The organism is Geodermatophilus telluris (genome assembly GCF_900102745.1).
Lineage (GTDB): Bacteria > Actinomycetota > Actinomycetes > Mycobacteriales > Geodermatophilaceae > Geodermatophilus > Geodermatophilus telluris.
The window spans coordinates 140,514-163,626 of the sequence record NZ_FMZF01000003.1 but is presented as its reverse complement, the minus strand read 5'-3'; the positions used below and the strand labels follow the sequence as shown (position 1 = coordinate 163,626).

27 protein-coding genes are annotated in these 23,113 nt (G+C 73.7%); 11 read left to right on the top strand and 16 right to left on the bottom strand.

Annotated elements, in window-relative coordinates; genetic code table 11:
* Window positions 1-10 precede the first annotated feature (10 nt).
* The gene (locus tag BLQ97_RS11240) at window positions 11-520 is read right to left on the bottom strand and encodes a pyridoxamine 5'-phosphate oxidase family protein (protein ID WP_217637154.1); all 510 of its coding nucleotides are present in this window, start codon (window positions 518-520) and stop codon (window positions 11-13) included.
* Window positions 521-598: 78 nt separating this feature from the next.
* Between BLQ97_RS11240 and BLQ97_RS11235 the strand changes: the two genes are divergently transcribed.
* From BLQ97_RS11235 to BLQ97_RS11220, 4 genes are read left to right on the top strand one after another with little or no spacing between them, the layout of a single operon-like run.
* Window positions 599-2,128, top strand: a complete 1,530-nt coding sequence (locus BLQ97_RS11235; RefSeq protein WP_091365974.1) for an AMP-binding protein — start codon at window positions 599-601, stop codon at window positions 2,126-2,128.
* Entirely contained in the window at window positions 2,128-2,901 is a 774-nt protein-coding gene (locus BLQ97_RS11230) for an enoyl-CoA hydratase/isomerase family protein (protein WP_091365973.1), read from the top strand. Before BLQ97_RS11235 ends, BLQ97_RS11230 begins: the two co-directional genes overlap by 1 nt.
* A complete protein-coding gene (locus tag BLQ97_RS11225) occupies window positions 2,898-3,314 on the top strand; it encodes a nuclear transport factor 2 family protein (RefSeq protein WP_091365972.1) in 417 nt (138 codons plus the stop codon). Before BLQ97_RS11230 ends, BLQ97_RS11225 begins: the two co-directional genes overlap by 4 nt.
* A complete protein-coding gene (locus tag BLQ97_RS11220; protein ID WP_091365971.1) occupies window positions 3,311-4,192 on the top strand; it encodes a mycofactocin-coupled SDR family oxidoreductase in 882 nt (293 codons plus the stop codon). The genes BLQ97_RS11225 and BLQ97_RS11220 overlap by 4 nt, the downstream gene beginning before the upstream one ends.
* A gap of 53 nt (window positions 4,193-4,245) precedes the next feature.
* Here the strand turns inward: BLQ97_RS11220 and BLQ97_RS11215 are convergent, their stop codons facing one another.
* The 11 genes from BLQ97_RS11215 to BLQ97_RS11165 all read right to left on the bottom strand — a co-directional run bounded on the left by BLQ97_RS11215 (window position 4,246) and on the right by BLQ97_RS11165 (window position 12,914).
* Complete coding sequence (locus tag BLQ97_RS11215; protein WP_175471688.1) at window positions 4,246-4,779, bottom strand: nuclear transport factor 2 family protein; 534 nt, start codon at window positions 4,777-4,779, stop codon at window positions 4,246-4,248.
* Between the two features lie 90 nt (window positions 4,780-4,869).
* A complete protein-coding gene (locus tag BLQ97_RS11210; RefSeq protein ID WP_091365969.1) occupies window positions 4,870-5,178 on the bottom strand; it encodes an EthD family reductase in 309 nt (102 codons plus the stop codon).
* 43 nt (window positions 5,179-5,221) lie between these two features.
* Window positions 5,222-5,815 carry a nuclear transport factor 2 family protein gene (locus tag BLQ97_RS11205; RefSeq protein ID WP_175471687.1) on the bottom strand — a complete coding sequence of 198 codons (594 nt, stop codon included), beginning with the start codon at window positions 5,813-5,815 and terminating at the stop codon, window positions 5,222-5,224.
* Window positions 5,816-5,888: 73 nt separating this feature from the next.
* Complete coding sequence (locus BLQ97_RS11200; RefSeq protein ID WP_091365967.1) at window positions 5,889-6,311, bottom strand: acyl-CoA thioesterase; 423 nt, start codon at window positions 6,309-6,311, stop codon at window positions 5,889-5,891.
* Entirely contained in the window at window positions 6,308-6,709 is a 402-nt protein-coding gene (locus BLQ97_RS11195) for a MaoC family dehydratase (RefSeq protein ID WP_091365966.1), read from the bottom strand. The genes BLQ97_RS11200 and BLQ97_RS11195 overlap by 4 nt, the downstream gene beginning before the upstream one ends.
* Window positions 6,706-7,179, bottom strand: coding sequence for a hypothetical protein (locus tag BLQ97_RS11190; RefSeq protein WP_091365965.1), 474 nt, complete (start codon window positions 7,177-7,179; stop codon window positions 6,706-6,708). The genes BLQ97_RS11195 and BLQ97_RS11190 overlap by 4 nt, the downstream gene beginning before the upstream one ends.
* Window positions 7,180-8,733: an AMP-binding protein gene (locus tag BLQ97_RS11185; protein WP_091365964.1), complete on the bottom strand. Its 1,554-nt coding sequence runs from the start codon at window positions 8,731-8,733 to the stop codon at window positions 7,180-7,182. It lies immediately after the preceding gene.
* A 28-nt stretch (window positions 8,734-8,761) separates the two neighbouring features.
* Window positions 8,762-9,172 (bottom strand): nuclear transport factor 2 family protein, encoded by a 411-nt coding sequence (locus BLQ97_RS11180; RefSeq protein WP_091365963.1) that lies wholly within the window; start codon window positions 9,170-9,172, stop codon window positions 8,762-8,764.
* Between the two features lie 181 nt (window positions 9,173-9,353).
* Window positions 9,354-10,616: a cytochrome P450 gene (locus BLQ97_RS11175; protein ID WP_217637153.1), complete on the bottom strand. Its 1,263-nt coding sequence runs from the start codon at window positions 10,614-10,616 to the stop codon at window positions 9,354-9,356.
* Window positions 10,617-10,693: 77 nt separating this feature from the next.
* Complete coding sequence (locus BLQ97_RS11170) at window positions 10,694-11,533, bottom strand: mycofactocin-coupled SDR family oxidoreductase (protein WP_091365961.1); 840 nt, start codon at window positions 11,531-11,533, stop codon at window positions 10,694-10,696.
* Window positions 11,534-11,615: 82 nt separating this feature from the next.
* Window positions 11,616-12,914, bottom strand: coding sequence for a cytochrome P450 (locus BLQ97_RS11165; protein ID WP_217637152.1), 1,299 nt, complete (start codon window positions 12,912-12,914; stop codon window positions 11,616-11,618).
* Between the two features lie 92 nt (window positions 12,915-13,006).
* Here BLQ97_RS11165 and BLQ97_RS11160 point away from each other — a divergent pair, with 92 nt between their 5' ends.
* Window positions 13,007-13,201 carry a ferredoxin gene (locus BLQ97_RS11160; RefSeq protein ID WP_091366395.1) on the top strand — a complete coding sequence of 65 codons (195 nt, stop codon included), beginning with the start codon at window positions 13,007-13,009 and terminating at the stop codon, window positions 13,199-13,201.
* 13 nt (window positions 13,202-13,214) lie between these two features.
* Window positions 13,215-14,402 (top strand): NAD(P)/FAD-dependent oxidoreductase, encoded by a 1,188-nt coding sequence (locus tag BLQ97_RS11155; protein WP_091365959.1) that lies wholly within the window; start codon window positions 13,215-13,217, stop codon window positions 14,400-14,402.
* 9 nt (window positions 14,403-14,411) lie between these two features.
* On the opposite strand, the gene BLQ97_RS11150 is transcribed toward BLQ97_RS11155, so the two are convergent.
* Window positions 14,412-15,632 (bottom strand): MFS transporter, encoded by a 1,221-nt coding sequence (locus BLQ97_RS11150; protein ID WP_091365958.1) that lies wholly within the window; start codon window positions 15,630-15,632, stop codon window positions 14,412-14,414.
* A 112-nt stretch (window positions 15,633-15,744) separates the two neighbouring features.
* Here BLQ97_RS11150 and BLQ97_RS11145 point away from each other — a divergent pair, with 112 nt between their 5' ends.
* Genes BLQ97_RS11145 through BLQ97_RS11130 form a run of 4 tightly spaced genes read left to right on the top strand, consistent with a single transcriptional unit; the run spans window position 15,745 to window position 19,419 of the window.
* Window positions 15,745-16,581 carry a mycofactocin-coupled SDR family oxidoreductase gene (locus BLQ97_RS11145; protein WP_091365957.1) on the top strand — a complete coding sequence of 279 codons (837 nt, stop codon included), beginning with the start codon at window positions 15,745-15,747 and terminating at the stop codon, window positions 16,579-16,581.
* 31 nt (window positions 16,582-16,612) lie between these two features.
* The gene (locus BLQ97_RS11140) at window positions 16,613-17,446 is read left to right on the top strand and encodes a mycofactocin-coupled SDR family oxidoreductase (RefSeq protein WP_091365956.1); all 834 of its coding nucleotides are present in this window, start codon (window positions 16,613-16,615) and stop codon (window positions 17,444-17,446) included.
* Window positions 17,443-18,423: an AAA family ATPase gene (locus BLQ97_RS11135; protein ID WP_091365955.1), complete on the top strand. Its 981-nt coding sequence runs from the start codon at window positions 17,443-17,445 to the stop codon at window positions 18,421-18,423. Before BLQ97_RS11140 ends, BLQ97_RS11135 begins: the two co-directional genes overlap by 4 nt.
* A 24-nt stretch (window positions 18,424-18,447) precedes the next feature.
* Entirely contained in the window at window positions 18,448-19,419 is a 972-nt protein-coding gene (locus BLQ97_RS11130; RefSeq protein ID WP_217637151.1) for a vWA domain-containing protein, read from the top strand.
* Between the two features lie 19 nt (window positions 19,420-19,438).
* Here BLQ97_RS11130 and BLQ97_RS11125 read toward each other — a convergent pair whose 3' ends face one another.
* The 3 genes from BLQ97_RS11125 to BLQ97_RS11115 are packed head-to-tail and all read right to left on the bottom strand — an operon-like array spanning window position 19,439 to window position 22,567.
* A complete protein-coding gene (locus tag BLQ97_RS11125; protein ID WP_091365954.1) occupies window positions 19,439-20,284 on the bottom strand; it encodes a carbohydrate ABC transporter permease in 846 nt (281 codons plus the stop codon).
* Entirely contained in the window at window positions 20,281-21,255 is a 975-nt protein-coding gene (locus BLQ97_RS11120; protein ID WP_091365953.1) for a carbohydrate ABC transporter permease, read from the bottom strand. The genes BLQ97_RS11125 and BLQ97_RS11120 overlap by 4 nt, the downstream gene beginning before the upstream one ends.
* Before the next feature lie 37 nt (window positions 21,256-21,292).
* Window positions 21,293-22,567: an ABC transporter substrate-binding protein gene (locus BLQ97_RS11115; protein ID WP_175471686.1), complete on the bottom strand. Its 1,275-nt coding sequence runs from the start codon at window positions 22,565-22,567 to the stop codon at window positions 21,293-21,295.
* A 171-nt stretch (window positions 22,568-22,738) separates the two neighbouring features.
* Here BLQ97_RS11115 and BLQ97_RS22905 point away from each other — a divergent pair, with 171 nt between their 5' ends.
* Window positions 22,739-23,071, top strand: a complete 333-nt coding sequence (locus BLQ97_RS22905) for a winged helix-turn-helix domain-containing protein (RefSeq protein ID WP_139173583.1) — start codon at window positions 22,739-22,741, stop codon at window positions 23,069-23,071.
* Window positions 23,072-23,113 lie beyond the last annotated feature (42 nt).

Genomic DNA, 23,113 nt, shown 5'->3' with positions numbered 1-23,113 from the left:
GAGGACCCCCTCACGACCCGGCGCCACCGCGGCCGTCGCCGGCGATCCGGCGGCTGTCGTGGCTCTTCTGCCGTCCGGTCGGCGTCACCTCGAGCACCGCGCGGTTCGGGCTGTCCAGGAGCCGGACGAAAGCGGCCGGGTCGGCGGCGGCCATCCGCTCCGTGAACGCCGGGTAGAACCAGTCCTTGGTCTCCCGGTCGTCGTGGACGACGGCGGTGCCCTGGACGGCGAGCATCCGGCGCCCCGGCAGGCCGGTGCCGCGGTTGTCCACGACGAGGGTCAGCCGCCCGTCGAGCCGCAGCGACTCCAGGTGGTCGCGGCCGGCGACCGCGGTCAGCCAGAACCGCCCGTCGTGGCGCAGGAAGCTCATCACGACGGCGGCCGGCCACCCCTCCCGGGAGGTGTAGGCGACGGTGCACTCGGTCTGCGCCGCCAGCAGGTCGTCCTGGTCGGCGCGCGCCAGGTGCGTGCCCCGCAGGTCCTCGATGTCCCGCACACCCACCTGCACCCGATCCGCCACGACCGATCACCCCACAACCCTTGTCATCGTGCGCATGGTCTGGCTGGATGGTGGCACAGGCTCCAGCCGGGGAGGGACATGACCGTCGCGCCGTCGATCGGGGACTGGCTGGCCGCCGCCGCCGGCCGGGCCGCCCCCGCAGCCGGCGCGCTCGTGGCGGGGGAGGCGGTGACCTGGCACGACCTCGACGCCCGCGCCGACCGCTCCGCCACCGGCTTCCGCGCCCTCGGGCTGCGCCCCGGCGACCGGGTCTGCGTGCTGATGCGCAGCAGCGTCGCGACGCTCGCCGTCTGGTTCGGCCTGGCCCGCGCCGGCCTGGTCGAGGTGCCGCTCAACCCGGCGAGCGGGCCGACCGTGCTGCGCTACCTGCTCGGGCACTCCGGCGCGCCGGTGGTCGTGTGCGACGCCGAGTTCCTCGACGCCGTCCGCGCGGCCGCGCCCGACACGGTGCGCACCCTGGTCGTGCACGGGGGAGGCGGGGAGGTGGACCTCGCCGACCTGCTCGCCGCCGCCCCGGAGCCGCTGCCGCCGGTCGACCCGGCCGCGCCCGCCGTCGTCCTCTACACCTCCGGCACCACCGGGCCGCCCAAGGGCGCGGTCCTCTCGCACCGGGCCAACGTCAACCTGACCCGGCACACCGTCGCGCTGATGGACTACACCGCCGCCGACCGGCTCTACAGCGTCTTCCCGCTGTTCCACTCGAACGCCCGCTACTGCAGCGTGATGACCGCCGCCGAGGCCGGCGCCGACCTCGTCCTCGACCGCGCCTTCTCCGCGAGCCGGTTCTGGGACACCTGCCGCGCCCACGGGATCACGGCGTTCAACTACCAGGGCGCCATGATGTCGATCCTGCACAAGCAGCCGCCCCGGGACGACGACGCCGACAACCCGGTGCGGGTGGCCTTCGGCGCCCCGTGCCCGCCGGAGGTGTTCGCGTCCTCCGAGCGGCGCTTCGGCATCCGGCTCACCGAGATCTACGGCAGCACCGAGGTCTCGATCGTCTGCGACATGCCCCCCTCGGCCCGGCGCATCGGCACCGCCGGCCGCGAGTCGGCCAACTACGCGGTGCGGGTCGTCGACGAGGCCGACGAGCCGGTACCCGCCGGCACCCCGGGGGAGATCGTCGTCCGACCGAAGCACACCGGCTGGATGTTCGACGGCTACGCCGGCGACCCGGAGGCGACCGCGGCCAGCTGGCGCGGCCTGTGGTTCCACACCGGCGACCGCGGCGTGCTCGACGCCGACGGCTTCCTCACCTTCCTCGACCGGATGAAGGACACCATCCGCCGCCGCGGCGAGAACGTCTCCTCCTGGGAGGTCGAGCGGGTCGTCGCCGAGCACCCCTCGGTGGCGCAGGTCGCCGCCTACGGCCTGCCCTCGGAGCTGTCGGAGGAGGACGTCGCGATAGCCGTCGTCCCCGCCGAGGGCGCCGCCGTCGACCCCGCCGAGCTCGTCGAGCACTGCCTGCGCGGGCTGACCTCCTTCGCCGTCCCGCGCTACGTGCGGGTCCTCGACGCGCTGCCGCTGACCCCCAGCCAGCGGGTGGAGAAGTACAAGCTGCGCGCCGACGGCGTCCCGCCCGGCACGTGGGACCGGGAGGCCCGCTGATGGAGCGCTTCACCCGCACCGACCCGCGGCCCGGCGTCGCGGTCCTCACCATGAGCCGGCCGGAGAAGCTCAACGCGATGGACGAGACCTGGTTCCGCGAGCTCGCCTCGGTCATGGGCTCGATCGGCGTCGACGACGACGTGCGGGCCGTGGTGCTCACCGGCGGGGGCCGGGCGTTCTCCGCGGGCGGGGACCTGGACATGTTCGCCGGGCTGGCCGGTGAGGTCGCGAGGGTGCGGCCGCACCTGAAGCTGGTCTACGACGCCTTCTCCGCGGTGGAGCGGTGCGCCGTCCCGGTGGTCGCCGCGGTCAACGGGCTGGCCTTCGGCGGCGGCGCCGAGCTGGCCCTGGCCTGCGACGTCGTGCTGGCCGCGGAGTCGGCGCGGTTCTCCTTCAAGGAGGCCACCGTCGGGCTGATGCCCGGCTACGGCATCGTCCGCGGGCCCGACGTCCTCGGCCGGCACTGGACCCGCTACCTGGCGCTCACCGGCCGCGAGGTCGACGCCGCGCGCGCCGAGCGGGCCGGCCTGGTGCAGGAGGTGCACCCCGACGGCGAGCTGCTGCCCGCCGCCGTCGCGCTCGCCGCCGAGATGGCCGCGCACTCGACGCTGGCCGTGCGCGTCGGCAAGGCCTTCGTCAACCGCGACGCCGTCGGCGGCTTCAGCGAGTCCGTCGAGGCCATCACGCTGCTGTTCGGCACCCCGGAGCACCGGGACGCCGTCACCGCCTTCCGGGCCGCCCGCGGCCGCCGACCCACGCAGGAGGAGACGTGACCGCAACCGAGGGGCGCGACGTCGTCGTGGCCTACCTGGACGCCGTCGGCCGGCTGGACCTGCCGGCCATCGAGGCGACCTTCGCCGAGGACGTCGAGCTCGTGCTGCCCTACGCCCCACCCGGCTTCCCCAAGGTGTCCCACGGGCGCACGAAGGCGATGGAGGTCTACCCCGAGGGCGTCATGGAGCCGATGCGCTTCGCCGACTACCGGATCGACGCGCTGGAGGGCCGGCCCGGGGAGTTCGTCGCGGAGTACACCAGCGACACGACCGTGCTGCCCACCGGCCGGCCCTACCGGAACACCTACATCTCGCGGTTCAGCGTCCGTGACGGGCGGATCACCCGGCTGGCCGAGTTCTTCGACCCGGTCGTGCTGGTCACGGCCCTCGGCGGAGAGGTGCGCATGCCGTGAGCCGGCTGCAGGGCAAGGTCGTGCTGGTCACCGGGGCCGCGCGCGGGCAGGGGCGGGCGCACGCGGTCGCGTTCGCCCGGGAGGGCGCCGACGTCGTCGCCGTCGACATCGACAGCGACACCGGCGGCATCGGGTCGGTGCCCTACCCGACGGCGCGGGCCGCCGACCTGGCCGAGACCGCGGCGCAGGTGGAGGCGCTGGACCGGCGCATCGTGGCGCGCACCGCCGACGTCCGCGACGGCGCCGCGCTGGAGGCCGCCGTCGCCGAGGGGCTGGAGACGTTCGGCCGGCTCGACGCGCTGGTGGCCAACGCCGGCGTCTTCTCCCAGGCGCCGTTCTGGGAGATGGGCGAGCAGCAGTTCCGCGACGTCCTGGAGGTCAACCTGCTCGGCGTCTGGCGGTCGATGAAGGCCGTCGCCCCGCACATGATCGAGCAGCGCCGCGGGTCGATGGTGCTCATCTCGTCGGTCAACGGCGTCCGCGGCAACGCGGGCGCGGCGCACTACGCGGCGAGCAAGCACGGGGTGCTCGGGCTGATGCGCAGCGCCGCGCTCGAGCTGGGCCCGCACGGCGTCCGGGTCAACGCGATCTGCCCGGGCCTGGTCGACACCCCGATGACGAACTGGCCGGGCGTGTACGACCAGATGGCCGGCCGGCCCGGCGGCACGCGGGCGGACTTCGAGTCCTCGGCCCTGCACTACGGCGTCCTCGGCGGGCAGGGGGCGCTCGCCCCGGAGGCCGTCGCGGACGCCGCGGTGTGGCTGGCCGCCGACGGCGCGTCCGGCGTCACCGGGCAGGCGATCCCCGTCGACGCCGGCCACCTCGCCCTCCCCGGCTACAACCCCGCCCCCGTGCAGCCCGCCGCCGACCGCCCCTGACCCGGTGCACTTCCGCGGAGTTGCCCGGTGCACTTCCGCGGAGTTGCCCCAGGTCAGGTGAGGGCCCGGGGTCCCAGCTGGGCAGGGGACGGGTCGGCGCCCGGGAAGCGCAGCGGCCGGGACGCGGTGACCGCGACGGGGTACTCCGCGGCGGGCACCGCGTAGAGGAAGCGGAGCTCGCGCGACGCGATCCGCCACCGCCCGTCGCCCTCCCGGCGGTAGGCGTCGGCGTAGCGGAAGGCGAGCACCATCGCCGTCCCGTCGACCGCCTGCTCGGCGTGCATCGACACCGTGCCCGTGGCCTCGCCGGGGCGGCCCCAGTCGACGACGTGCGCGTGCGGCGAGTGGGCGCTCGCCCCGGAGACGGCCAGCCGCCGCTCGAGGTAGCCGAGCACGGCGTCGCGTCCCCGCACCCGGTCGGTGACCCCGGCGAAGACCGCGTCGGCGGTGAACAGGGTGCGCAGGGCCGCCCAGTCGCGGTCGTCGACGGCCAGGGCGTACCGGGCGGCCAGGTCGTGCACCGCCAGGGTGTCCTCGACCCGGGCCAGCCGGGCGGCGAGGTCGGGGGTGGTCGGCACTGCGGTCACGAGGGGTGTCCTGTCTGCCGTGCGGCGCCGGGCGACCCCGCGCACTCCCGCGGACCCGCACCGGGCAGGTCCGCGGGAGCGCGCGAGGGGTCAGACGACGGTCTCGAGGTCCAGGGCGTACATCGAGGCCCCGGCCTGCGCGAAGTTGGCCATGTCCGCCGAGGCGGCCTGCCCCTCCGCGGACCCGAGGTCGGCCAGCGCGGCCTCCTTCGACGGCCAGTCGAGGACGGCGCTGACGAAGTACGGGGGCTGCGACCCGTCCAGGCTCTCGGCCACGCCCCAGGTGTAGCCCGACAGGCCCGAGAGGTTCTTGGCCAGCGGCGCGTGCGTGGTGCGGTAGTACTCGAGGAAGGCCTGCGGGTCCTCGGGGTGGTTGTAGTTCACGACGATCCGGTACACGGGTCCTCCGTCCACTCCCCGGGGCGCGGGTGCCCCGGTGGTCTCAGTCCCGGTAGGACTCCCAGGTGGGGGAGGTCTCCGGGTAGTCCGCGGCCTCCGGCGCGGTGCGCGGCCAGCGCATGCGCTGCACCGAGCCGAAGCTCGTGGCCAGCTGGTCGGCCGGCACCGCGTACATGAAGGTGATCGCGCGGCGGGCGAAGCGCCAGCGGCCGTCCTCGCAGCGGTAGTCGTCCTCGTAGCGGAAGGACGCGAGCACCAGCGTGCTCGACGTGGCCAGCTCCGCGTGGCCGTGCGACCAGCCCGACGCCGTCCCGTCGCCGTGCAGCCGGACGACGCCGGGGTGCGGGGTGTGCAGCATCGTGCGGTAGGTGTCGAAGCTGGACACGTAGGCCGCGCGGATCGCCGCCGGCCCGGTGGCGGCCACGCCCCGCCGCTCGAAGACGCCGTCGGCGGTGTACATGGCCACCACGCTGTCGACGTCGTGGTCGTCGACCGCCCGGGCGTAGAGGACGCCGAGGTCGGCGATCGCCTGGCGGTCGGCCTGCGCGCGCACCGCCGCGGCGAGGGCGGTCAGGCCGCCGTCGGCCGGTGCGGCCGCGGTCAGGTCCGCGGTCACCGCCGGCAGGTCGAGCCTCACGAGGCTTCCTCGCTGGCGCTCGTCAGCCGCGTGAGGCAGCCTGCTGTGCCAGCGCGTGAACTCGCGAGCTCGCTCACGAGGTCACCTCCGCCGGGGTCGGGAGGGTGCGCAGCACGTCGAGCAGCCGCTGCGGGATCGCCGCCTTGCCGCCCTCCGGCGTGCGGCACACGAAGGTCATCGCGCCGTGGGTGACCACCGCGCCGTCGCGGACGAAGTCGAACCCGAGGGTGTAGGACGACGTGCCGACCCGGTCGAGGGTGATCCCGATGGTCAGCTCGTCGAACACCCGCACCATCTGCTTGTACGTGCACTCGGAGTGCACGCCGACGGTGAGCACACCGAGGTCCTCGACGAGCTCGCCGCTGCGCAGGCCGTGGGAGTGCAGCCACAGCGTCTGCGCGCGCTCCATCCACGGGTAGTAGACGGCGAAGTAGGCGATCCCGACGACGTCGCAGTCGCCGTAGGCCAGCTGGAAGCGCAGCGGCTGGTGGCTCATGCGAGCACCACCGTCGCGCTGCCGGAGACGACCGGCTCGCCGTCGACCACCTCCAGGACGACGTCGCAGTCGGCCAGCCGCACGCCGTCCTCCTCGCGCAGCGCGCTCACCGTGCCGCGCACCCGCAGGTGCTGCCCGGCCAGCACGGTGCCCAGGAAGCGCACCCGCAGCCGGCGCAGCGACCCCGGGCCGCCGGCCCAGGCGGTGACGGCGTTCATCACGTAGCCCATGTTCAGCGGACCCTGGTTGACCGGCCGGTCGCCCATGCCGAGGGCCTGGAGCGTGGCCACGTCCCAGTGGATGGGCGTGGGGTCGCTCAGCAGCGCCGCCATCGTCTTCATCTTCTCGGCGCTCACCGAGGCGACCTCGTAGACGGGCAGCTCGGTGCCGACGGTCATGCGCCCCTCCTCGGGAAGACGATGGAGTTCCAGCAGCGGGCCACGTGCGCGGCCGGGTCGTCGGGCGGCAGGCCGGCGTCGTGCAGGTCCATGGCGTAGCCGACGACGTCGAAGACGCCGGTGCGCCGGCCGACCTTGCGCTCCGCTGACTCGATGCCCCCGCTGACCCGGTAGCCGGCGCCCACCCGCAGCGGCCGGTGCAGCGTCGTCTCGTGCTCGCCGAACACCGGCCCGTCGGCGGCCGTGGCGCCGAACCAGGCGAACAGCTCGTCCCAGGTGACGCCCATGGCCCCGGTGGCGGCCATCCAGGCGAACAGCGGGTGGGCGACCTGGTCGCCGTCCTGCAGGGACGGCGGGTCGGCGAGCACGCAGTCGGCGAGCAGCCAGGCCCGCCACGGCTCGACGGTGTACGTGCCGCCGGGGAAGCGGCGGCCGACGACGGACTGCAGCTCGGCCTCCGCGAAGGCCACTCAGACGCCCCGGTCGCGCTCGGCCCAGTAGGGCTGGCGAAGCTCGCGCTTGAGGATCTTGCCGGTCGGCGCCTTCGGCAGCTGGGAGACGAAGTCGACCGAGCGCGGCTTCTGGTAGCCGGCCAGGTGCTTGCGCGCCTCCTCGACGATGTCCTGCTCGGTGGCCTGCGTGCCGGGCTTGAGCACGACGACGGCCTTGACCGCCTCGCCCCACTCGTCGTCGGGGACGCCGAACACCGCGCACTCGAGCACCGCCGGGTGCTGGTTGATGGCCTCCTCGACCTGCACCGAGTAGATGTTCTCGCCGCCGGAGATGATCATGTCCTTGGCGCGGTCGACGATGAACACGTACCGCTCGTCGTCCCAGGTGGCCATGTCGCCGGTCCACATCCAGCCGTCGCGGATGGTCTGCGCGGTGAGCTCGGGCTGGTTGAGGTAGCCGATCATGTTCTGCTCGCCGCGGACGACGATCTGCCCGGCCGTCCGCCCGTCCTGCGGCACGTCGCGGCCGTACTCGTCGACCACCCGGATCTGCGCGGTGAAGCCCTCCCGGCCGCAGGAGCGCAGCCGCTCGGGGTGGTCGCCGTTGACCGCCCGGACGTGGTCCTCCTGCGACAGGAAGGTCATGCCGGCGCCCTCGGTCTGCCCGTAGCCCTGGATCATGGTGCAGGGGAAGGCGTCCATCGCCGCGCGCACCACGGAGGAGGGCATCGGCCCGCCGCCGTACTGGAAGTTGCGCAGGCTGGAGAGGTCGTAGCTCGCGAAGTCGGGCACGGCCATCATCCAGTTGATCATCGTGGTGATGCCGAGGAAGGCCGAGACCCGCTCCTCCTGGATGACCTCCAGGGCCTGCTTGGCCTCGAAGTTCACCAGCACCAGCGGGCAGCCGTGCCGGTTGTAGTTCATCGCCAGCACCGTGGGGATGTGGTACATCTGCCCGGTCAGCATGTAGACGTCGGTGGGCACGATCCGCTCGGCCACGGTCTGCGCCAGCATCATCGCCCCGGTGCTGCGGTGCGTGTGCATCGCGCCCTTGCTCTTCCCGGTGGTGCCGCCGGTGTAGAGGATGAAGAACGGGTCGTCGTCGCGGGCCTGCGCGGTCCACACCGGTTCCTCGTCGCTGGCGGCCTCGACCAGGCGCAGGAACGAGCCGTCGCTCTTGTCGCCGAACTGCAGCCAGTGCGGGACGTCGACGTCGCGCTGCAGCTGCTCGACCGTCTCGGCCCACTCGTCGGCGCTGACCACCGCCTTCGGGGCGGCGTCGCGGACGATGGTCGCCAGTTCCTCGCCGGCCAGCCGCCAGTTCAGCGGCTGCAGGACCAGCCCCGCGCGGCCGGCGGCGTAGTAGAGCGCCATGTACTCGGCGCAGTTGCGCGACAGGACGGCGAACCGGTCGCCCTTCTCCAGCCCCAGGCCGCGCAGCCCGTTGGCCGCGCGCCGGACGAGGGAGTCGAACTCGGCGTAGGTCATCCGCCGGCTGTTGGGGACGTCGACGACGGCCTCGGCGCGCGGGGTCAGTGCCGCCCACTTGGCGGGGACCAGGCCCTGGTTCACGGGTGTGCTCCTCGTCCGGGGCCGCGGCTCAGTAGGGGAGGTCCAGCTCGATGTGCCGCTTGGTGAACCGCCAGGCGCCGTCGCCCTCGCGCACCAGCTCGTCCTCGTACTTCGCGGTGGACAGCAGGGTGGCCTTCCCGTCCTGCACCGAGATCAGCGTCAGGTAGGAGGTGACGGTCGCGGCGTCCTCGGTCTCCTTGCGGATGGCCACGTTGGTGGTCACGTGCCGGCGCTGGTCGGTCTGGCTGGCCAGGCTGTCGGTCATCAGCTTCATCACCGCGGTCTTGCCCTCGAAGGGGCCGATGAGGTCGCCGCCGGCGATGCGCATGGTCAGGACGGCGCCCTCGGTGAAGGTGTCGGCCATCTCCGCCATGTCGTTGTCGTCGTAGGCGATGGAGTACCGGTTGAGCACGTTCTCGATGGCGCCGCGAGCCGACATGGCGGGTCTCCTCGGGATGTCCGACGGTCCTCGTCGGGGGTGGATGTGACCGCGGTTACCCTATGCATGTTTCGCCTGGTTGACCAGACCCTCTGCGCCGACCACGACCTCCAGCCTTCCGGTGGCCCCGTCCGGAGGCTCGCGCCGAGCGTGCGAGGCGTGAGTGGGACGGGGTCCTTCTTCAGGCCGCGGCCGGCGCGTCGAACTCGACGAGCAGGCTCTCCACGCTGCGGGTGTAGAGGCCGGCCTCGCGCGGGGTGAACCCCTCCTGGTAGCGCAGGCCGGGCAGCCGGTCGAGCACGAGGTCCAGCGCCACGGTCATCTCGCTGCGCGCCAGCAGCGAGCCGACGCAGAAGTGCCGGCCCAGGATGAACTGCACGTGGTCGGCCGCGCCGGAGAAGGCCCGGCCGACGTCGAGGTCGGGCCGCCGCACGTCGAACTGCTCGGGACGCTGGAAGCGGCGCTCGTCCCGGTTGGCCGCGGCGAGCATGAGGATGCAGGTGGCCCCGGCGGGGATCGTGGTGCCGGAGAGCTCCACCGCCTCCTCGGTCTGCCGCATGATCATGTGCACCGGGCCGGAGAAGCGCAGCGTCTCGGCGATCACCGCGTCGGCCAGCGACCGGTCGGCGCGCACGGCCGCCATCTGGTCGGGGTGGTCGAGCAGGTTGCGGACCATGCTCGCGATCGCCTTGTCCGTCGTCTCCCCGCCGGCGACCAGCAGCAGGCTGACGAAGGCCTTGATCTCCTCGTCGCTCATCCGCTCGCCGTCGACCTCGGCGCGGCACAGCCGGGACAGCAGGTCGTCGCCGTCGCCCTCGCGCCGCTCCCGGACGATCGGGAGCACGTAGTCGCGCAGCTCCTCGCGGGTCTGGTCGGCGCGGGCGGTGACCGCGGGGTCGCCGGCCAGGTTGTTCAGGTGCGCCATGATCGAGTGGTACCAGCCGTGGAAGCGCTGGTGGTCGCTCTTGGGCAGGCCGAGCATGTCGACCATCACGTTGATCGGGAACCAGGTGGTGAACTCCGCGACCAGGTCGGCCCGCCCGCGCCCGGCGAACCCGTCGGCCAGGTCGCCGGCCGCCCGCTGCACCACCCCGTCGACCAGCTCCGCCGCGTTGCGGGTGACGACGGGGAGGAACGCCTCGAGGCCCTTCCCGCGGAAGAACGGGTTGAGCAGCGCCCGGTGGGTGGCGTGCTCCTTGCCCTCCATCTGCAGGATGGTGCGGCCGTGGATCGGCTCGAGCTGCCACTCGTAGTTGCGGCTGGAGAACGCCGGGCTGCGGAAGGCGCCGGCGACGTCGGCGTACCGGCTGAGCAGCCAGCTCTGGGTCGGCTCGTGGAAGGTCACCGGGTGGGCGTCGCGCAGCACCCGGTGGAACGGGTAGGGGTCGGCGAGGTACTCCGGGGAGAGGATGTCCGGCGCCTGCGGGGTCGCGGTCGAGGTCACGTCGGGCTCCCTGGGGTCGGCGTCACGATTCCTGCACATGGTGCTCAGGGTGTGACGCCGACCACAAGGTGTGGCCGCTACTTCACGAAGGCGCCGGCGTCCACGGGGAAGGTCACGCCGGTGACGTAGCGGGCCTCGTCGCTGGCGAGGAAGAGCACCGCGTTGCTGATGTCGACCGGCTCGATCCACGGCACCGGCAGCGTGTTGAGCGACAGGAACCCCGGCATCGCCTTCTCCTGGCTGGGCTCGGGGTCGCCCGGCGAGAACATCGCCCAGGTGCCGGGGTTCTGGATCATGATCGTGTCGACGTTGGTCGGGTGGATGGTGTTCACCCGGATCGAGTACGGCCCCAGCTCGTTGGCCAGGGTCCGCATCAGGCCGACGATGCCGTGCTTGCAGGCCACGTAGTGGGCGACGTTCTGGATGCCCTTGAGCCCGCCGATCGAGCTGGTGAACAGGATGCTGCCGCCCCGGCCCGCCTCGATCATCGACGGGATGGCCACCTTGGCGGTGTGGAAGACGCCGGTGAGGTTGACGTCGAGCATGTCCTTCCACTGCTCGCCGGTCAGCTCCCACGCCTTGCCGTAGGTGGCGATCCCGGCGTTGGCGACGACGGTGTCGACGTGGCCGAACTCCGCCAGCCCCTCGTCGAAGGCCGCCTGCAGTCCCGAGAGGTCGCGGACGTCGGCCTTGCGCGCCACGATCCGCCGGTCGAGGGCCTCGACCTGGCGCACCGTCTCGGCCAGCTCCTCCTCGGTGGCCAGCGGGTAGTACGGCGTCACCGTGTCGATGTCGGCGCAGATGTCGACGGCGACGACGTCGGCGCCCTCCTGGGCCAGGCGGAGCGCGTGCGCCCGCCCCTGCCCGCGCGCCGCGCCGGTGATGAACGCGACCTTGCCTTCCATGCGACCTGCCATGACCGGGCTCCTCTGCTCGGGCCTGCTCGGTGCCACCGCGCCGTCGCGGTGGGCGGGTGGGGGGTGGGGGGTGCGCCCGGCGTCAGCTGCGGGCGCTGGCCGCGGAGACGCCCGCGGGCACCGCGCCCGGCGGCAGCCGGCGCTCGCCCGGGGTGAAGGTGGCCGGGATCCGCTGCCAGCCCTTGTTGACCCCCTGGCGCGGGTAGCGCTTGAGGCCGGAGAGGTCGACCGCGTAGTCGGGCATCCGCTCCAGCACCTGGGCGAGCATCTCCTTGGCCATCCGCTTGCCGAAGTGCGAGCCCGCGCAGCGGTGCACGCCGACGCCGAAGGCCAGGTGCCGGTTGGGCCAGCGGTGGATGTCGACCTCGTCGGGGTCGGTGAACTGCGCGGGGTCGCGGTTGGCCGACGACCACGCGAGCAGCGCCCGGTCGCCCACGTGCATCGGGCAGCCGTGGAACTCGGTCTCCTGCAGCACCGTGCGGGCCAGCGCCTGGGTGGGGGAGAAGTAGCGGAGGAACTCCTCGATGGCGCGGTCGAGCAGCGACGGGTCGTCGATGAGCTCCTGGCGGACGTCGGGGTGCTCGTAGAGCCACACCAGCGCCTGGCTGACCAGCGAGGCCGTCGTCCCCACGCCGCCGCTGACCAGCAGCTCGACGATCGAGAAGACCTCCTCCTGGGTGATCGGCCGGTCGTCGACCTGCTGCTGCACCAGGTAGCTGATGACGTCGTCGCGCGGCTCGGCGGCGCGGGCGGCGATCGTCCGGCGCATCTGCTCGGAGCAGTAGGGCAGGTCGACCTCGACCGCGCGCCGGTACACCGGGCTGTCGGTGGGCTCGGCCAGGGTGGCCTGGTGCGAGCGGGCGTAGACCTGCCAGTCGGCGACGTCGAGGCCCAGCCAGTCGATGGTGCAGATCGCCGGGACGCCGATGACCTGCGCGAGGTCGGCCTCGCCGGACTCGATGAGCTCGTCGACGAACCACGTCGTCCACGTGACGATCATGTCCTCGACCTTGGCGACGGCGGCCGGCGAGGCGATCGGGTTGACCACCTTGCGGTAGGACCGGAACTCCGGCGGGTCGAGCTCGATCGGGATGTGCTTGTGCATCGGGGTCTTCGGGATGACCACCGACAGGCCCGGCCCGCCGTACTGGTCGAGGCGCTGGGAGGAGAAGACGTCGTCGTCGCGGGCCGCCTCGAACACCGACTCGTAGTCGGTGAGCACCCAGAAGCCGCCGTAGAGCTCGCTCCACGCGACAGGATGGGTCTCACGCAGTCGCCGGTAGGCGCCGACGGTGTCGTCGGCGTGCTCCGGCGAGTGGTGGTCGAAGTGGACGACGGGACACCGGCCGGAGGTGCTCATGTGGTCCTCGTCTCTGATCACCGTCACAGTGTGATAATGCTTATCCTGGTTTTGTCGTGTCAACAGGGTCGGTGTCCCAACCGGGCCGCCGCCGTCCCCCGGAGGTGTTCGAGATGCGCGTCACGGTCGACCTGGGAGCCTGCCAGGGTCACGGCGTCTGCCACATGAGTGCTCCGGACGTGTTCGAACTCGACGAGACCGACGGCCACGCGATCGTCGTGCAGGACCCGGTGCCCGCGGAGCTGGAGGCCGACGCCCAGCTGGGCGCCGACAGCTGCCCCGAGCGGGCCATCACGGTCCTCACCTGAGGGGCGCCGGTCCGTGCGCATCGTCGTCGTCGGGGCCTCGCTGGCCGGCGTCCGGACTGTCGAGGCCCTGCGCCGCCGGGGCAGCGACGCCGACGTCGTGCTCGTCGGGGCCGAGCCCGGCTCCGCCGACGGGGTGGCCGCCGACCGGCCGCCGCTGTCGAAGGCGTTCCTGGCCGACGCCGCCGTGGAGGCCCGCCCGCTGACCGACCGGGAGCGCCTCGGCGCGCTCGGCGTCGAGCTGGTGCACGGCCGCGCGGTCGACCTCGACCGCGACCGCCGCCGGGTGGGACTGCACGGGGGCGAGTCGATCGCCTACGACCGGCTCGTCGTCGCCACCGGCTCCACCCCGCGCACCGTCCCGGGCCTGGAGCCGCGGGCGGGGGTCTGGACGCTGCGCACCGCCGCCGACGCCGCGGCGATCCGCGCCGCGGCTCCCGAGGGCGCCCGCGTGGTCGTCGTCGGCGGCGGGTTCATCGGTGCCGAGGTGGCCTGGACCCTGCACGGGCTCGGGCGGTCCGTCGCGCTCGTCGAGCCGCTGCCGGCGCTCATGGTGCGCGGGCTGGGCCCCGAGCTGGGCGCGGCCCTCACCCGCCGGCACGCCGCGGCCGGCGTCGACCTGCACATGGGAGCGGGGGTGGCCGCGCTCGAGGGCGGCGACCGGGTGACCGGGGTGCGGCTCACCGACGGCGCGCTGCTGCCTGCCGACCTCGTCGTCCTCGGCCTGGGCACGGTGCCCGAGACCGGCTGGCTGGCCTCGTCCGGCCTCGACCTGCGCGACGGCGTCGTCTGCGACGAGCGGCTGGCCGCCGTCGGCGCCGAGGACGTGTGGGCGGTCGGCGACGTCGCCCGGTGGCGGCACCCGCGCGCCGGGGAGGACGTGCGCGTGGAGCACTGGACGAACGCGGTGGAGACCGCGGGCGTGGTGGCGGCCAACCTGACCGGGACGCCGACGGTGCACGACGCGGTGCCCTACGTGTGGAGCGACCAGCTCGGCGCGCGGCTGCAGGTGTTCGGCCGGGTGCGGCCCGGCGACGAGCTGCGGGTGGTCGTGGGCGACCTCGAGGACGGCTTCGTCGCCATCTCCGGCAGCGAGGGGCGGCTGCGCGCGGCGGTCGGCTTCGGCGCGCTCAAGGCGCTGCTGCCCTTCCGCAAGCTGCTCCTCGCCGGCGCCGGCTGGGACGAGGCCCTCGCCGCGGCCTAGACGGCACGGTCACCGCCGGACGGCGACCGGCGCGGTGGGAGGGACGGCCACGGCCGGGGGGACGCGGCGCTGGACGACGGCGTAGGAGGCCACCGCCACCGCCATGGCCGCCGCGGTGACCGCCCACGGCACGTCGTAGCCACCGGTCAGGTCGGCCAGCGCGCCGAAGGCCAGGGGGGAGACCAGCGCGCCGAGGTAGTAGCCGCACGACATCACCGCCGTCGCCCGCCCCACCGCGTGGGGGGCCCGGTCGACGGTGACGGCGTGCGCGAACCCGGCGCCCACCATCGCGCACAGCAGGCCGGCCACCGCGCCGACGGCGACCACCGCGAGCCCCAGGTGGGTCCCCGCCCACAGCAGCAGCGTGCCGGTGAGGCCGACCAGGCACACCCGGGCGGCCGTCGCGGCCCGGGGCAGGGGACCGCGCCGGTCGCTGCGGCGGGCCACGACCACCATCGCCACCGTGCCGGCCCCGGTGCCCGCGGCCGAGACGAGGCCGGCGGTGACGGGGGAGACCCCGCCGTCGACCAGGCTCACCACCAGGAACGACGACAGCGGGTTGGTGCCGACGACGAAGCAGGTCGCCGCCAGCAGCACCCACCCGAACCCCCGCGGCAGCGGAGCCGGTCCGCTGTCACCGGCCGGGCCGGGCGCGGGCCGGCGGCTGGGCACCCACAGCAGCGCCAGCACGGCGTTGACCGCGGCCAGCCCGGCCAGCACCAGCACGACGCCGCGCCAGCCGACCACCCCGGCCGCGGGCGGTCCCGCCAGGGCCACCACGGTGAGCAGCCCGGGGATGCCGGCCGTCTTGACCGCGACCGCGGCGGCCGCCTGGTCGGGCCGGGACGCGCTGGTCACCGCGACGCTGGTGCCGGCGTTGACGAAGGCGTAACCGCAGCCGGTCACCAGGCTCGCGACCAGCAGCGCCGGGAACGAGCCGACCAGGGCCGCGCCGGCGAGCCCGGCCGCGGTGAGCGCCTGGTCGCCGGCCACCCACCAGCGGGCGCCGAGCCGGTCGACGAGCCGCGACCCGAGCAGCGACGTGACGCCGGTGGCCCCGTAGAAGAGGCCGACGACCAGGCCCAGCTGGGCACCGGTGAGGCCCAGGTCGGCCCGGAGCGCGGCGCCGAGGTAGCCCACGATCGGCATCGGCGCGGCGCCCAGGCCCATCGCCAGCGTGCTGACCGCGAGGACGGCCGGCCGGGACGGCGCCCCGCGGGTGCTCCTCATCGGTCGTAATCCTTATCATGTTTGCCGCCGCGACGACAGCCGGCCCCCGTTGTCACCCTCCATACGATTCGCATAGTTTGTCGTCCAGGTCACGCGGACGGTGGAGGCACCGATGGGCAGGCTCGACGGCAAGGTCGTCTTCGTCACCGGTGCCGGACGCGGCATGGGCCGCAGCCACGCGATCCGGCTGGCCCGCGAGGGTGCCGACGTCGTCGGGATGGACGCCTGCGGCCCGATCCCCAGCGCCACCGGCCCGGTCACCACCCCCGAGGACCTCGCCGACACCGTCCGGGCGGTCGAGCGGCTCGACCGGCGGATGGTGACCTTCCAGGCCGACGTGACCGACGAGGAGGCACTCACCGCCGGCCTGGCCGACGGCGTCGCCCAGCTCGGCCGGCTCGACTGCGCGGTCGCCAACGCCGGCATCGGCGTCCCCCCGCACGAGGTGGCCGACACCCCCGCCCAGGAGTGGCGGGACATGCTCGAGACCAACCTGACCGGCGTCTTCCTCACCGCCAAGGCCGCGATCCCGCACGTCCGCGCCCACGGCGAGGGTGGGTCGCTGGTCCTGGTCAGCTCCGCGCTCGGGCTGCGCGGCATGCCGAACGTCGCCTCCTACGTGGCGGCCAAGCACGGCGTCGTCGGGCTGATGCGGTCGCTGGCCCTGGAGCTGGCACCCGAGCGGATCCGGGTCAACTCGATCCACCCGACCAACGTCGACACGCCGCTCATCCAGAACGAGAACGTCTACCGGCTGTTCCGGCCCGACCTCGAGCACCCCACCCGCGAGGACGTCAGCGGCGTCTTCCAGGACCTGAACCTGCTGCCCACGCCGTGGGTGCAGCCCGAGGACGTCAGCGAGGCGGTGCTCTACCTCGCCGCCGACGACTCCGGCCGCTGGGTCACCGGGACCACCCACCGGGTCGACGCCGGCTGGATCACCAAGTAACCCCACTCACCGAGCACACGAGGAGGACGGCGTGGCAGGACGCGTCGAGGGCAAGGTCGCCTTCATCACCGGAGCCGCCCGCAACCAGGGCCGCAGTCACGCGCTGCGCCTGGCCCAGGAGGGCGCCGACGTCATCGCGGTCGACGTCTGCGCACCGGTCGAGTCGATCCGGATGTACCCACCGGCGACCGAGGAGGACCTCGCCGAGACCGTGCGCCAGGTGGAGGCCCTCGACCGGCGGATCGTGGCGACGAAGGCCGACGTCCGCGACCCGGCCGCGCTGCGGGCCGCCGTGGACGACGGCGTCGCGCAGCTCGGCCGGCTGGACATCGTGCTGGCCAACGCCGGGGTCTTCGAGATCCAGCCGTCGCTCGAGCTCACCGACGACGCCTGGCAGGAGATGATCGACATCAACCTGACCGGCGTGTGGAACACCTGCCGAGTGGCGCTGCCGCACCTGATCGAGTCCGGTGGTGGGTCGATCGTGATCACCAGCTCGACCGCCGGGCTCAAGGGGACGCCGAACACCATCCACTACACGGCGGCCAAGCACGGCGTCGTCGGCGTCATGCGCACGCTGGCCAACGAGTTCGGCAAGCAGTCCATCCGGGTCAACACCGTGCACCCGACCGGGGTGGACACCGTGATGATCCAGAACGAGAAGACCTGGGGCCTGTTCACGCCCGACGACCCGAACCCGACGCGGGAGAAGTTCGCCGAGCTGTTCGAGACGCTGCACCCGCTGCCGGTGCCCTACATCGACCCGGTCGACATCTCCAACGCGATCCTGTTCCTCGTCTCCGACGAGGCGCGCTACGTCACCGGCGTGACGCTGCCGGTCGACGCCGGCTACACCATCCGGTGAGCGACCGGGACCTCCGCCCCGCCGCCGACGGCCGGCCCACCGGCGACGACGCGGGCACCGTCCGGGAGCTGCGCGGCCGCGTCGCCGCCCGGGTCGTCGGCCGCGAGCACGAGTTGGACCTCCTGCTGGCGGCCGTCGCCGCCGGCCGCGACGTGCTGCTCGAGGGCCCGCCGGGGACGTCGAAGTCCACGCTGCTGCACGCCGTCACGGGGGAGTGGGGCATCCCGCTGGTCTTCGTGGAGGGCAACGCCGACCTCACCCCCACCCGGCTGGTGGGCCACCACGACCCCGCCCGGGTGCTCCGCGAGGACTACACGCCGGAGAACTTCGTCCCCGGCCCGCTCGTGGAGGCGATGCGGACCGGCGGCTTCCTCTACGTGGAGGAGTTCAACCGGGCGCCCGAGGACACGATCAACACCCTGCTCACCGCCATGGCCGAGCGGCGCATCGCGGTGCCCCGCGTGGGCACCGTGGCGGCGCGACCGACGTTCCGGTTGGTCGCCTCGATGAACCCCTACGACAACATCGGGACGACGCGGCTGTCGACGTCGGTGTACGACCGGCTGTGCCGGCTGGCCATCGACTACCAGGACGACGCGGCCGAGCGGGACGTCGTCGCCCTGCGCACCGGCGTGGACTCGCCCCGGCTGGTCGCCGACGCGGTCGCCCTGACGCGGGCGACGCGGGAGCGCGACGACATCCGGCAGGGCAGCAGCGTGCGCGGCGCGATCGACCTCGCGCTGGTCGCCGCCCAGCTGGCCGCCATGCGCGGCGTGGCGCTGCCGGACGAGCCGTCGGTGGCCCCGCCGCGGGGGCTGCCGGAGGACTACACCGCCGTCGTGCTGGACGCGGTGCTGCTCGCGCTCTCCGGCCGGGTCTTCCTCGACGAGACGATGGAGGCCACGCCGGAGAGCGTGCTCCGGGAGATCTGGGAGGACCACTTCCTGCTCGAGCCCGCGGCGGCCGACCCCGGTTGAAGGGCGGTCGAGGCCGACTCGCCGGTGCAGCGGCGGGGCCGGCCGGCGGCCGCCCGGCACCGCGGCACCCGTCCGCTGCGCCGCCGGCCCAAGCAGCTGACCGAGCCGCCGTCGCTGTACCAGCCCTCCGCGGGCGGGGGACTGGCACTGTCGGCGGGGGACCGGCGCCGGGCGCGCGCGGCACCGGGCCGTCCCGGGGGGTCGCCGTCGGGGACGACGGACGAGCCGGCCGAGCTGATCGCCCTGGCCGACCTGGCCGACGGCGGACCGGTCGACCTGGTCACTCGGCAGCGCGCGCGGGAGATCGCCCGGAGGCTGTCCGTCCCGCACCCGCCCCGCGACCACCGCGCCCACCGGGGCGCCGGTGAGCTGGCCAGCGTCCCGTGGCGCGGCGGCTCCGACGACCTGGACCTGGAGCGGACCCTCGACGTGCTGGTCGGCAAGCCGCTGCTCGAGGACGAGGACGTCGTCGTGCGCGAGCGGCTGCGGCGCCGGCGGTCGGTCGTCCTCGTCGTCGACGTCTCGGGGTCGATGCGCGGTGAGCGGGCCCGGACGGCGGCGGCCACGGTGGGCGCCCTCGCCGGCGAGCTCGGCCGCGACCGGCTGGCCGTGGTGGCCTTCTGGTCCGACGCGGCGGTGCTCGTGCGCCTCGGCGAGCAGGTGGCGCCGGTCGCCGTCCTGGACCTGCTGCTGCGCGTCCCCACGCAGGGGCTGACCAACGTCTCCTTCGCCCTGGAGGTGGCCGGCCGCCAGCTGGCCGGCGTCCGGACGCACGACGCCCGGGTCGTCCTGCTCTCCGACGCCGTGCACAACGCCGGTCCCGACCCCCGGTCGGTCGCCGCGCGGCTGCCCCGGCTCGACGTGCTGCTCGACGTCGCAGGGGAGCACGACCTGGAGCTCGGCCGCGACCTGGCGCGGGCCGGCCGGGGGCACTGCCGCCCCGTGCGCACCCACTCCGACGTGGCCGCCGCGCTGACGACCGTCTTCGCCGACTGACCCCCGGGGGCCGGCCGGGTCAGCCCTTGACCGCGCCGGACAGGAAGCCCGCGGTCACCTGCCGCTGCAGGACCACGTAGAGCACGACCACCGGGAGGATGGTGATCAGCGTGCCGGCGGCGAGCGGGCCGATGTCGACCGACCGCCCGCCGATGAACAGGTACAGGCCCAGGGTCAGCGGCCGGTAGCCCCCGCCGGGCATGTAGAGCAGCGGCACCAGGAAGTTGTTCCACTGCTGCAGGAAGGTGAACACCGCCAGCGCACCCATGCCGGAGGTCACCAGCGGCACCATCACCTGCCGGAACAACTGCCACTCGCTGGCGCCGTCCATCCGGCCCGCCTGCTCCAGCTCGGTCGGGAGGTCGGCGAAGAACGCCCGCATGAACCACGTGCCGAACGACAGCTGCGTCGTGGCCAGCACGAGGTTGACGCCGATCAGGCTGTCGAGCAGGCCCATCGACCGCATCTGGAAGTACAGCGGCACCATGTAGGCGAAGAACGGCACCAGCAGCCCGAAGACCACCAGGTAGAACGCCACGGTGCGCCCGGGGAACGGCAGCCGCGCGAAGGCGTAGCCCGCCATGGTCGAGGCGACGACGACGATCAGCGTGCTGGGGACGCTGAGCAGGACGCTGTTGAGCAGGTAGCTGTCGAAGTCGCCGACGGTCCAGGCCGTGTCGAGGTTCTCCAGCGAGAAGGAGCTGAACAGGCCGAACGGGTTGGCCCGCACGTCCTGGGTGCTCTTCAGGGTCGTGGACACGACCAGGACCACCGGGAACAGGGTGATCAGGGCCAGCAGCGCCAGGGTCAGGTGGCGGCCGATCCCCGGCCGGCCGGGCGCGTAGGCCCGTCCCCGCCGGCTCACGCGCCGAGCCCCTCGGTGGAGGCCCGCCGCTGCAGCCGGTTGAGCCACACCGCCACGGGCACGGCGAGCGCGGTGACCACCAGGGCCAGGGTGGTGCCGTAGCTGATCCGGCTGAGCTGGAAGGCGTTGCTGTAGGCGTAGGTGCCCAGCACCTCGGTGGCGTTCGCCGGGCCGCCCCCGGTCATCACGAAGACGATGTCGAAGACGGCGAAGCCGCCGATCAGCGTGAGCGCGGTGACCATGAGGAACACCGGCATGATCTGCGGCAGCACCACGTAGCGCAGCCGCTGCAGGTAGCTCGCGCCGTCGAGCATCGCGGCGTCGACGAGCTCGGCGGCGACGTTGCGCAGCGCCGCCAGGACGATCACGAAGACGAACCCGGTGGCCGTCCAGATCGCCGTCCCGAGCACCGCGTAGAGCGCGGTGTGCGGGTCGCCCAGCCAGCCCCGCGCCAGGCCGCCGAGCCCGACCGCCTCGAGGCCGCGGTTGAGCCACCCGCGGGTGGGCGCGTAGATCCAGCCCCACACGACCCCGACCGCGACCTGCGGCAGCACGTAGGGCAGGAAGAAGACGACCCGGTAGAACGTCGAGCCCCGCCGCACACCCCACAGCAGCAGTGCCATCGCCAGCCCCAGGACGAGGGGACCGATCGTGCCCAGGACGATCCAGATGACGTTGTTCCAGGCGGCCGCCCACATGTCCCGGTCCCGGGCCAGCTCGGTGAAGTTGTCCAGCCCCACGAACGGCGGGGTGGTGTCCAGGCCGTCGAAGTCGACGAAGACGTAGTAGACGGCGTTGAGCACCGGGAAGACGAGGAAGACCGACATGAGGACGACGGCCGGCGCGACCAGGAGCACCCCGAGGCGCGCCTGCTGGCGCCGGGTGGCCTCGGAGACCCCCGACCGCGCCCGGCGCCCCCGCCGCGGCCCGGGGACCGTCGGTGCCGCGGCGGGCGCCGGCGCGGCGGTCACGCCGGCCCCCGGCCGCGGACGGCGACCGTCCCCCGGCTCATGCCTGGGACGCCGCCTGCATCGCCGCCGCCACCTCGGCCGGGGTCGACTGGCCGGTGAGCAGCGCCTGGATGCCGTCGAACATCGCCTCGTTGAAGGCCTCGGGCATGAGGACGTCGATGTTGTAGCCGAGCTGGCCGCCGCCCTCCGACAGCGTGGAGACGTCGTCGAGCACCTGGGCGAGCAGCGGCTCGATCTCCAGCCCCTCGGTGTCGACCGGCCGCGGCGGGATGGTCTGCAGGTTCTCCACCGACCACTCGCCGTGCTCCTCGGAGGCGAAGAAGTCCAGCAGCTCGATGGCCCCCTCCGGGTCGTCGGTGTTGGCGCTGATCAGCGGGCCGGAACCGAGGCCGGCGGCGAAGACGCCCTCGCCGTCCGGGGCGGGGAAGGGCACGTAGCCGGACTCGAAGTCGGCGCCGACGGCCAGGTCGTTGATGAACCAGCTGCCGGTGGGGATCATCGCCGCCTCGCCGGAGAGGTACTGCGCGGTCATCGTGTCGTAGTCGATCGACACCGGTGACTCGCCCAGCCAGCCGTTCTGGTTGGCCTCCTGCCAGAAGGTCAGCGCGTCGACGACCTCCGGCGACTCCCAGGACCCCTCGCCGGCGAGCAGCGCCTCCATGCCGTCGGCGCCCACGGCGCTCGACAGCGCCATGCTCAGCAGGTGGCTGCCCGGCCAGGCGTCCTGGTCCCCGAAGGCCATGGGGACCACGCCGGCCGCGCTGATCGCCTCGCACGCGGCGCGCAGGTCGTCGAGCGTCCGCGGCGGCTCGATGCCGAGGTCGGCGAGGACCTGGGTGTTGTAGAAGAGGCCGACGGTCTCCATCTCCCCGGGGATGCCGTAGACCTTGCCGTCGTAGGTGACCCGCTCCTTGGCGAAGTCGTAGACCTCCCAGCCGTTCTCCTCGTAGGCGTCGGTGAGGTCGTAGAGCAGCCCCGCCTCGGCGAGGGCCCCGGCGAACGAGGGCCCCGAGCCCCAGCTGATGACGTCCGGGCCGTCCTCGGCCCGCAGCCGGGTCTGCAGGACGGTGCGCATGGTGTCGATGTCGAGCTGCTGCACCTCGACCTCGATGCCCGAGGACTCGGTGAAGTCGGCCAGGTGGTCCTCGAGCCGGCTCAGCGAGTCGGCGTCCTCGAGTTGCTCGACCAGGTAGACCAGCCGCTCGCCGTCCCCGCCGCCGCCGTCACCCCCGGAGGACGACGACTGTCCCGTGCACGCGGTGGCGAGGAGGCAGACCGCTGAGGTGACCAGGACCTTCGAGGAGGAGCGCACGGGTGGGCCCTTTCGACGTCGTCGTCGGAGTGCAGGTGGCACGGAGGGCGCATCGTGCGTCCCCGCTCGACGCGGCGTCAAGGAACGGAGAGGGGTCGTTACCGACCCGCGGCCGACCCGGGGCGCCCGGGCTCGCCCGCGGCGGCCGGGGCCGTCCGTAGCCTGCACCGCATGACCGCCTCCACGACGGCGTGGACCTTCCTGTCCAACCACGGGCACGTGCTCGTCAGCCTGGCGATGGACCCCGAGGTGCGCGTGCGGGACGTCGCCACGCGGGTCGGGATCACCGAGCGGTCGGTGCAGATGATCGTCGCGGACCTGGAGCGCGCCGGCTACGTCGTCCGGGAGCAGGCCGGCCGCCACGACCGCTACGTCGTCGTCCACGACCGGCACTTCCGGCACCCGCTCGAGGAGCACGTGCGCGTCGGTGACTTCCTCGACCTGGTGCGGGCCGGCCGAGGACACCCGGCCGGACCGGACGGCACGCGCAGCCGTCACGACTGACCCCGTCCCCGAGCCGCCGGCGTCGCGTCCGCACCCTCAGCG

Excerpts from the sequence above, each read along its gene's own strand:
- BLQ97_RS11235 (WP_091365974.1), top strand. The coding sequence starts at position 599 with ATGACCGTCGCGCCGTCGATCGGGGACTGGCTGGCCGCCGCCGCCGGC.
- BLQ97_RS11230 (WP_091365973.1), top strand. The coding sequence starts at position 2,128 with ATGGAGCGCTTCACCCGCACCGACCCGCGGCCCGGCGTCGCGGTCCTC.
- BLQ97_RS11200 (WP_091365967.1), bottom strand. The coding sequence starts at position 6,311 with ATGAGCCACCAGCCGCTGCGCTTCCAGCTGGCCTACGGCGACTGCGAC.
- BLQ97_RS11195 (WP_091365966.1), bottom strand. The coding sequence starts at position 6,709 with ATGACCGTCGGCACCGAGCTGCCCGTCTACGAGGTCGCCTCGGTGAGC.
- BLQ97_RS11180 (WP_091365963.1), bottom strand. The coding sequence starts at position 9,172 with ATGTCGGCTCGCGGCGCCATCGAGAACGTGCTCAACCGGTACTCCATC.
- BLQ97_RS11170 (WP_091365961.1), bottom strand. The coding sequence starts at position 11,533 with ATGGCAGGTCGCATGGAAGGCAAGGTCGCGTTCATCACCGGCGCGGCG.
- BLQ97_RS11160 (WP_091366395.1), top strand. The coding sequence starts at position 13,007 with ATGCGCGTCACGGTCGACCTGGGAGCCTGCCAGGGTCACGGCGTCTGC.
- BLQ97_RS11150 (WP_091365958.1), bottom strand. The coding sequence starts at position 15,632 with ATGAGGAGCACCCGCGGGGCGCCGTCCCGGCCGGCCGTCCTCGCGGTC.
- BLQ97_RS11145 (WP_091365957.1), top strand. The coding sequence starts at position 15,745 with ATGGGCAGGCTCGACGGCAAGGTCGTCTTCGTCACCGGTGCCGGACGC.
- BLQ97_RS22905 (WP_139173583.1), top strand. The coding sequence starts at position 22,739 with ATGACCGCCTCCACGACGGCGTGGACCTTCCTGTCCAACCACGGGCAC.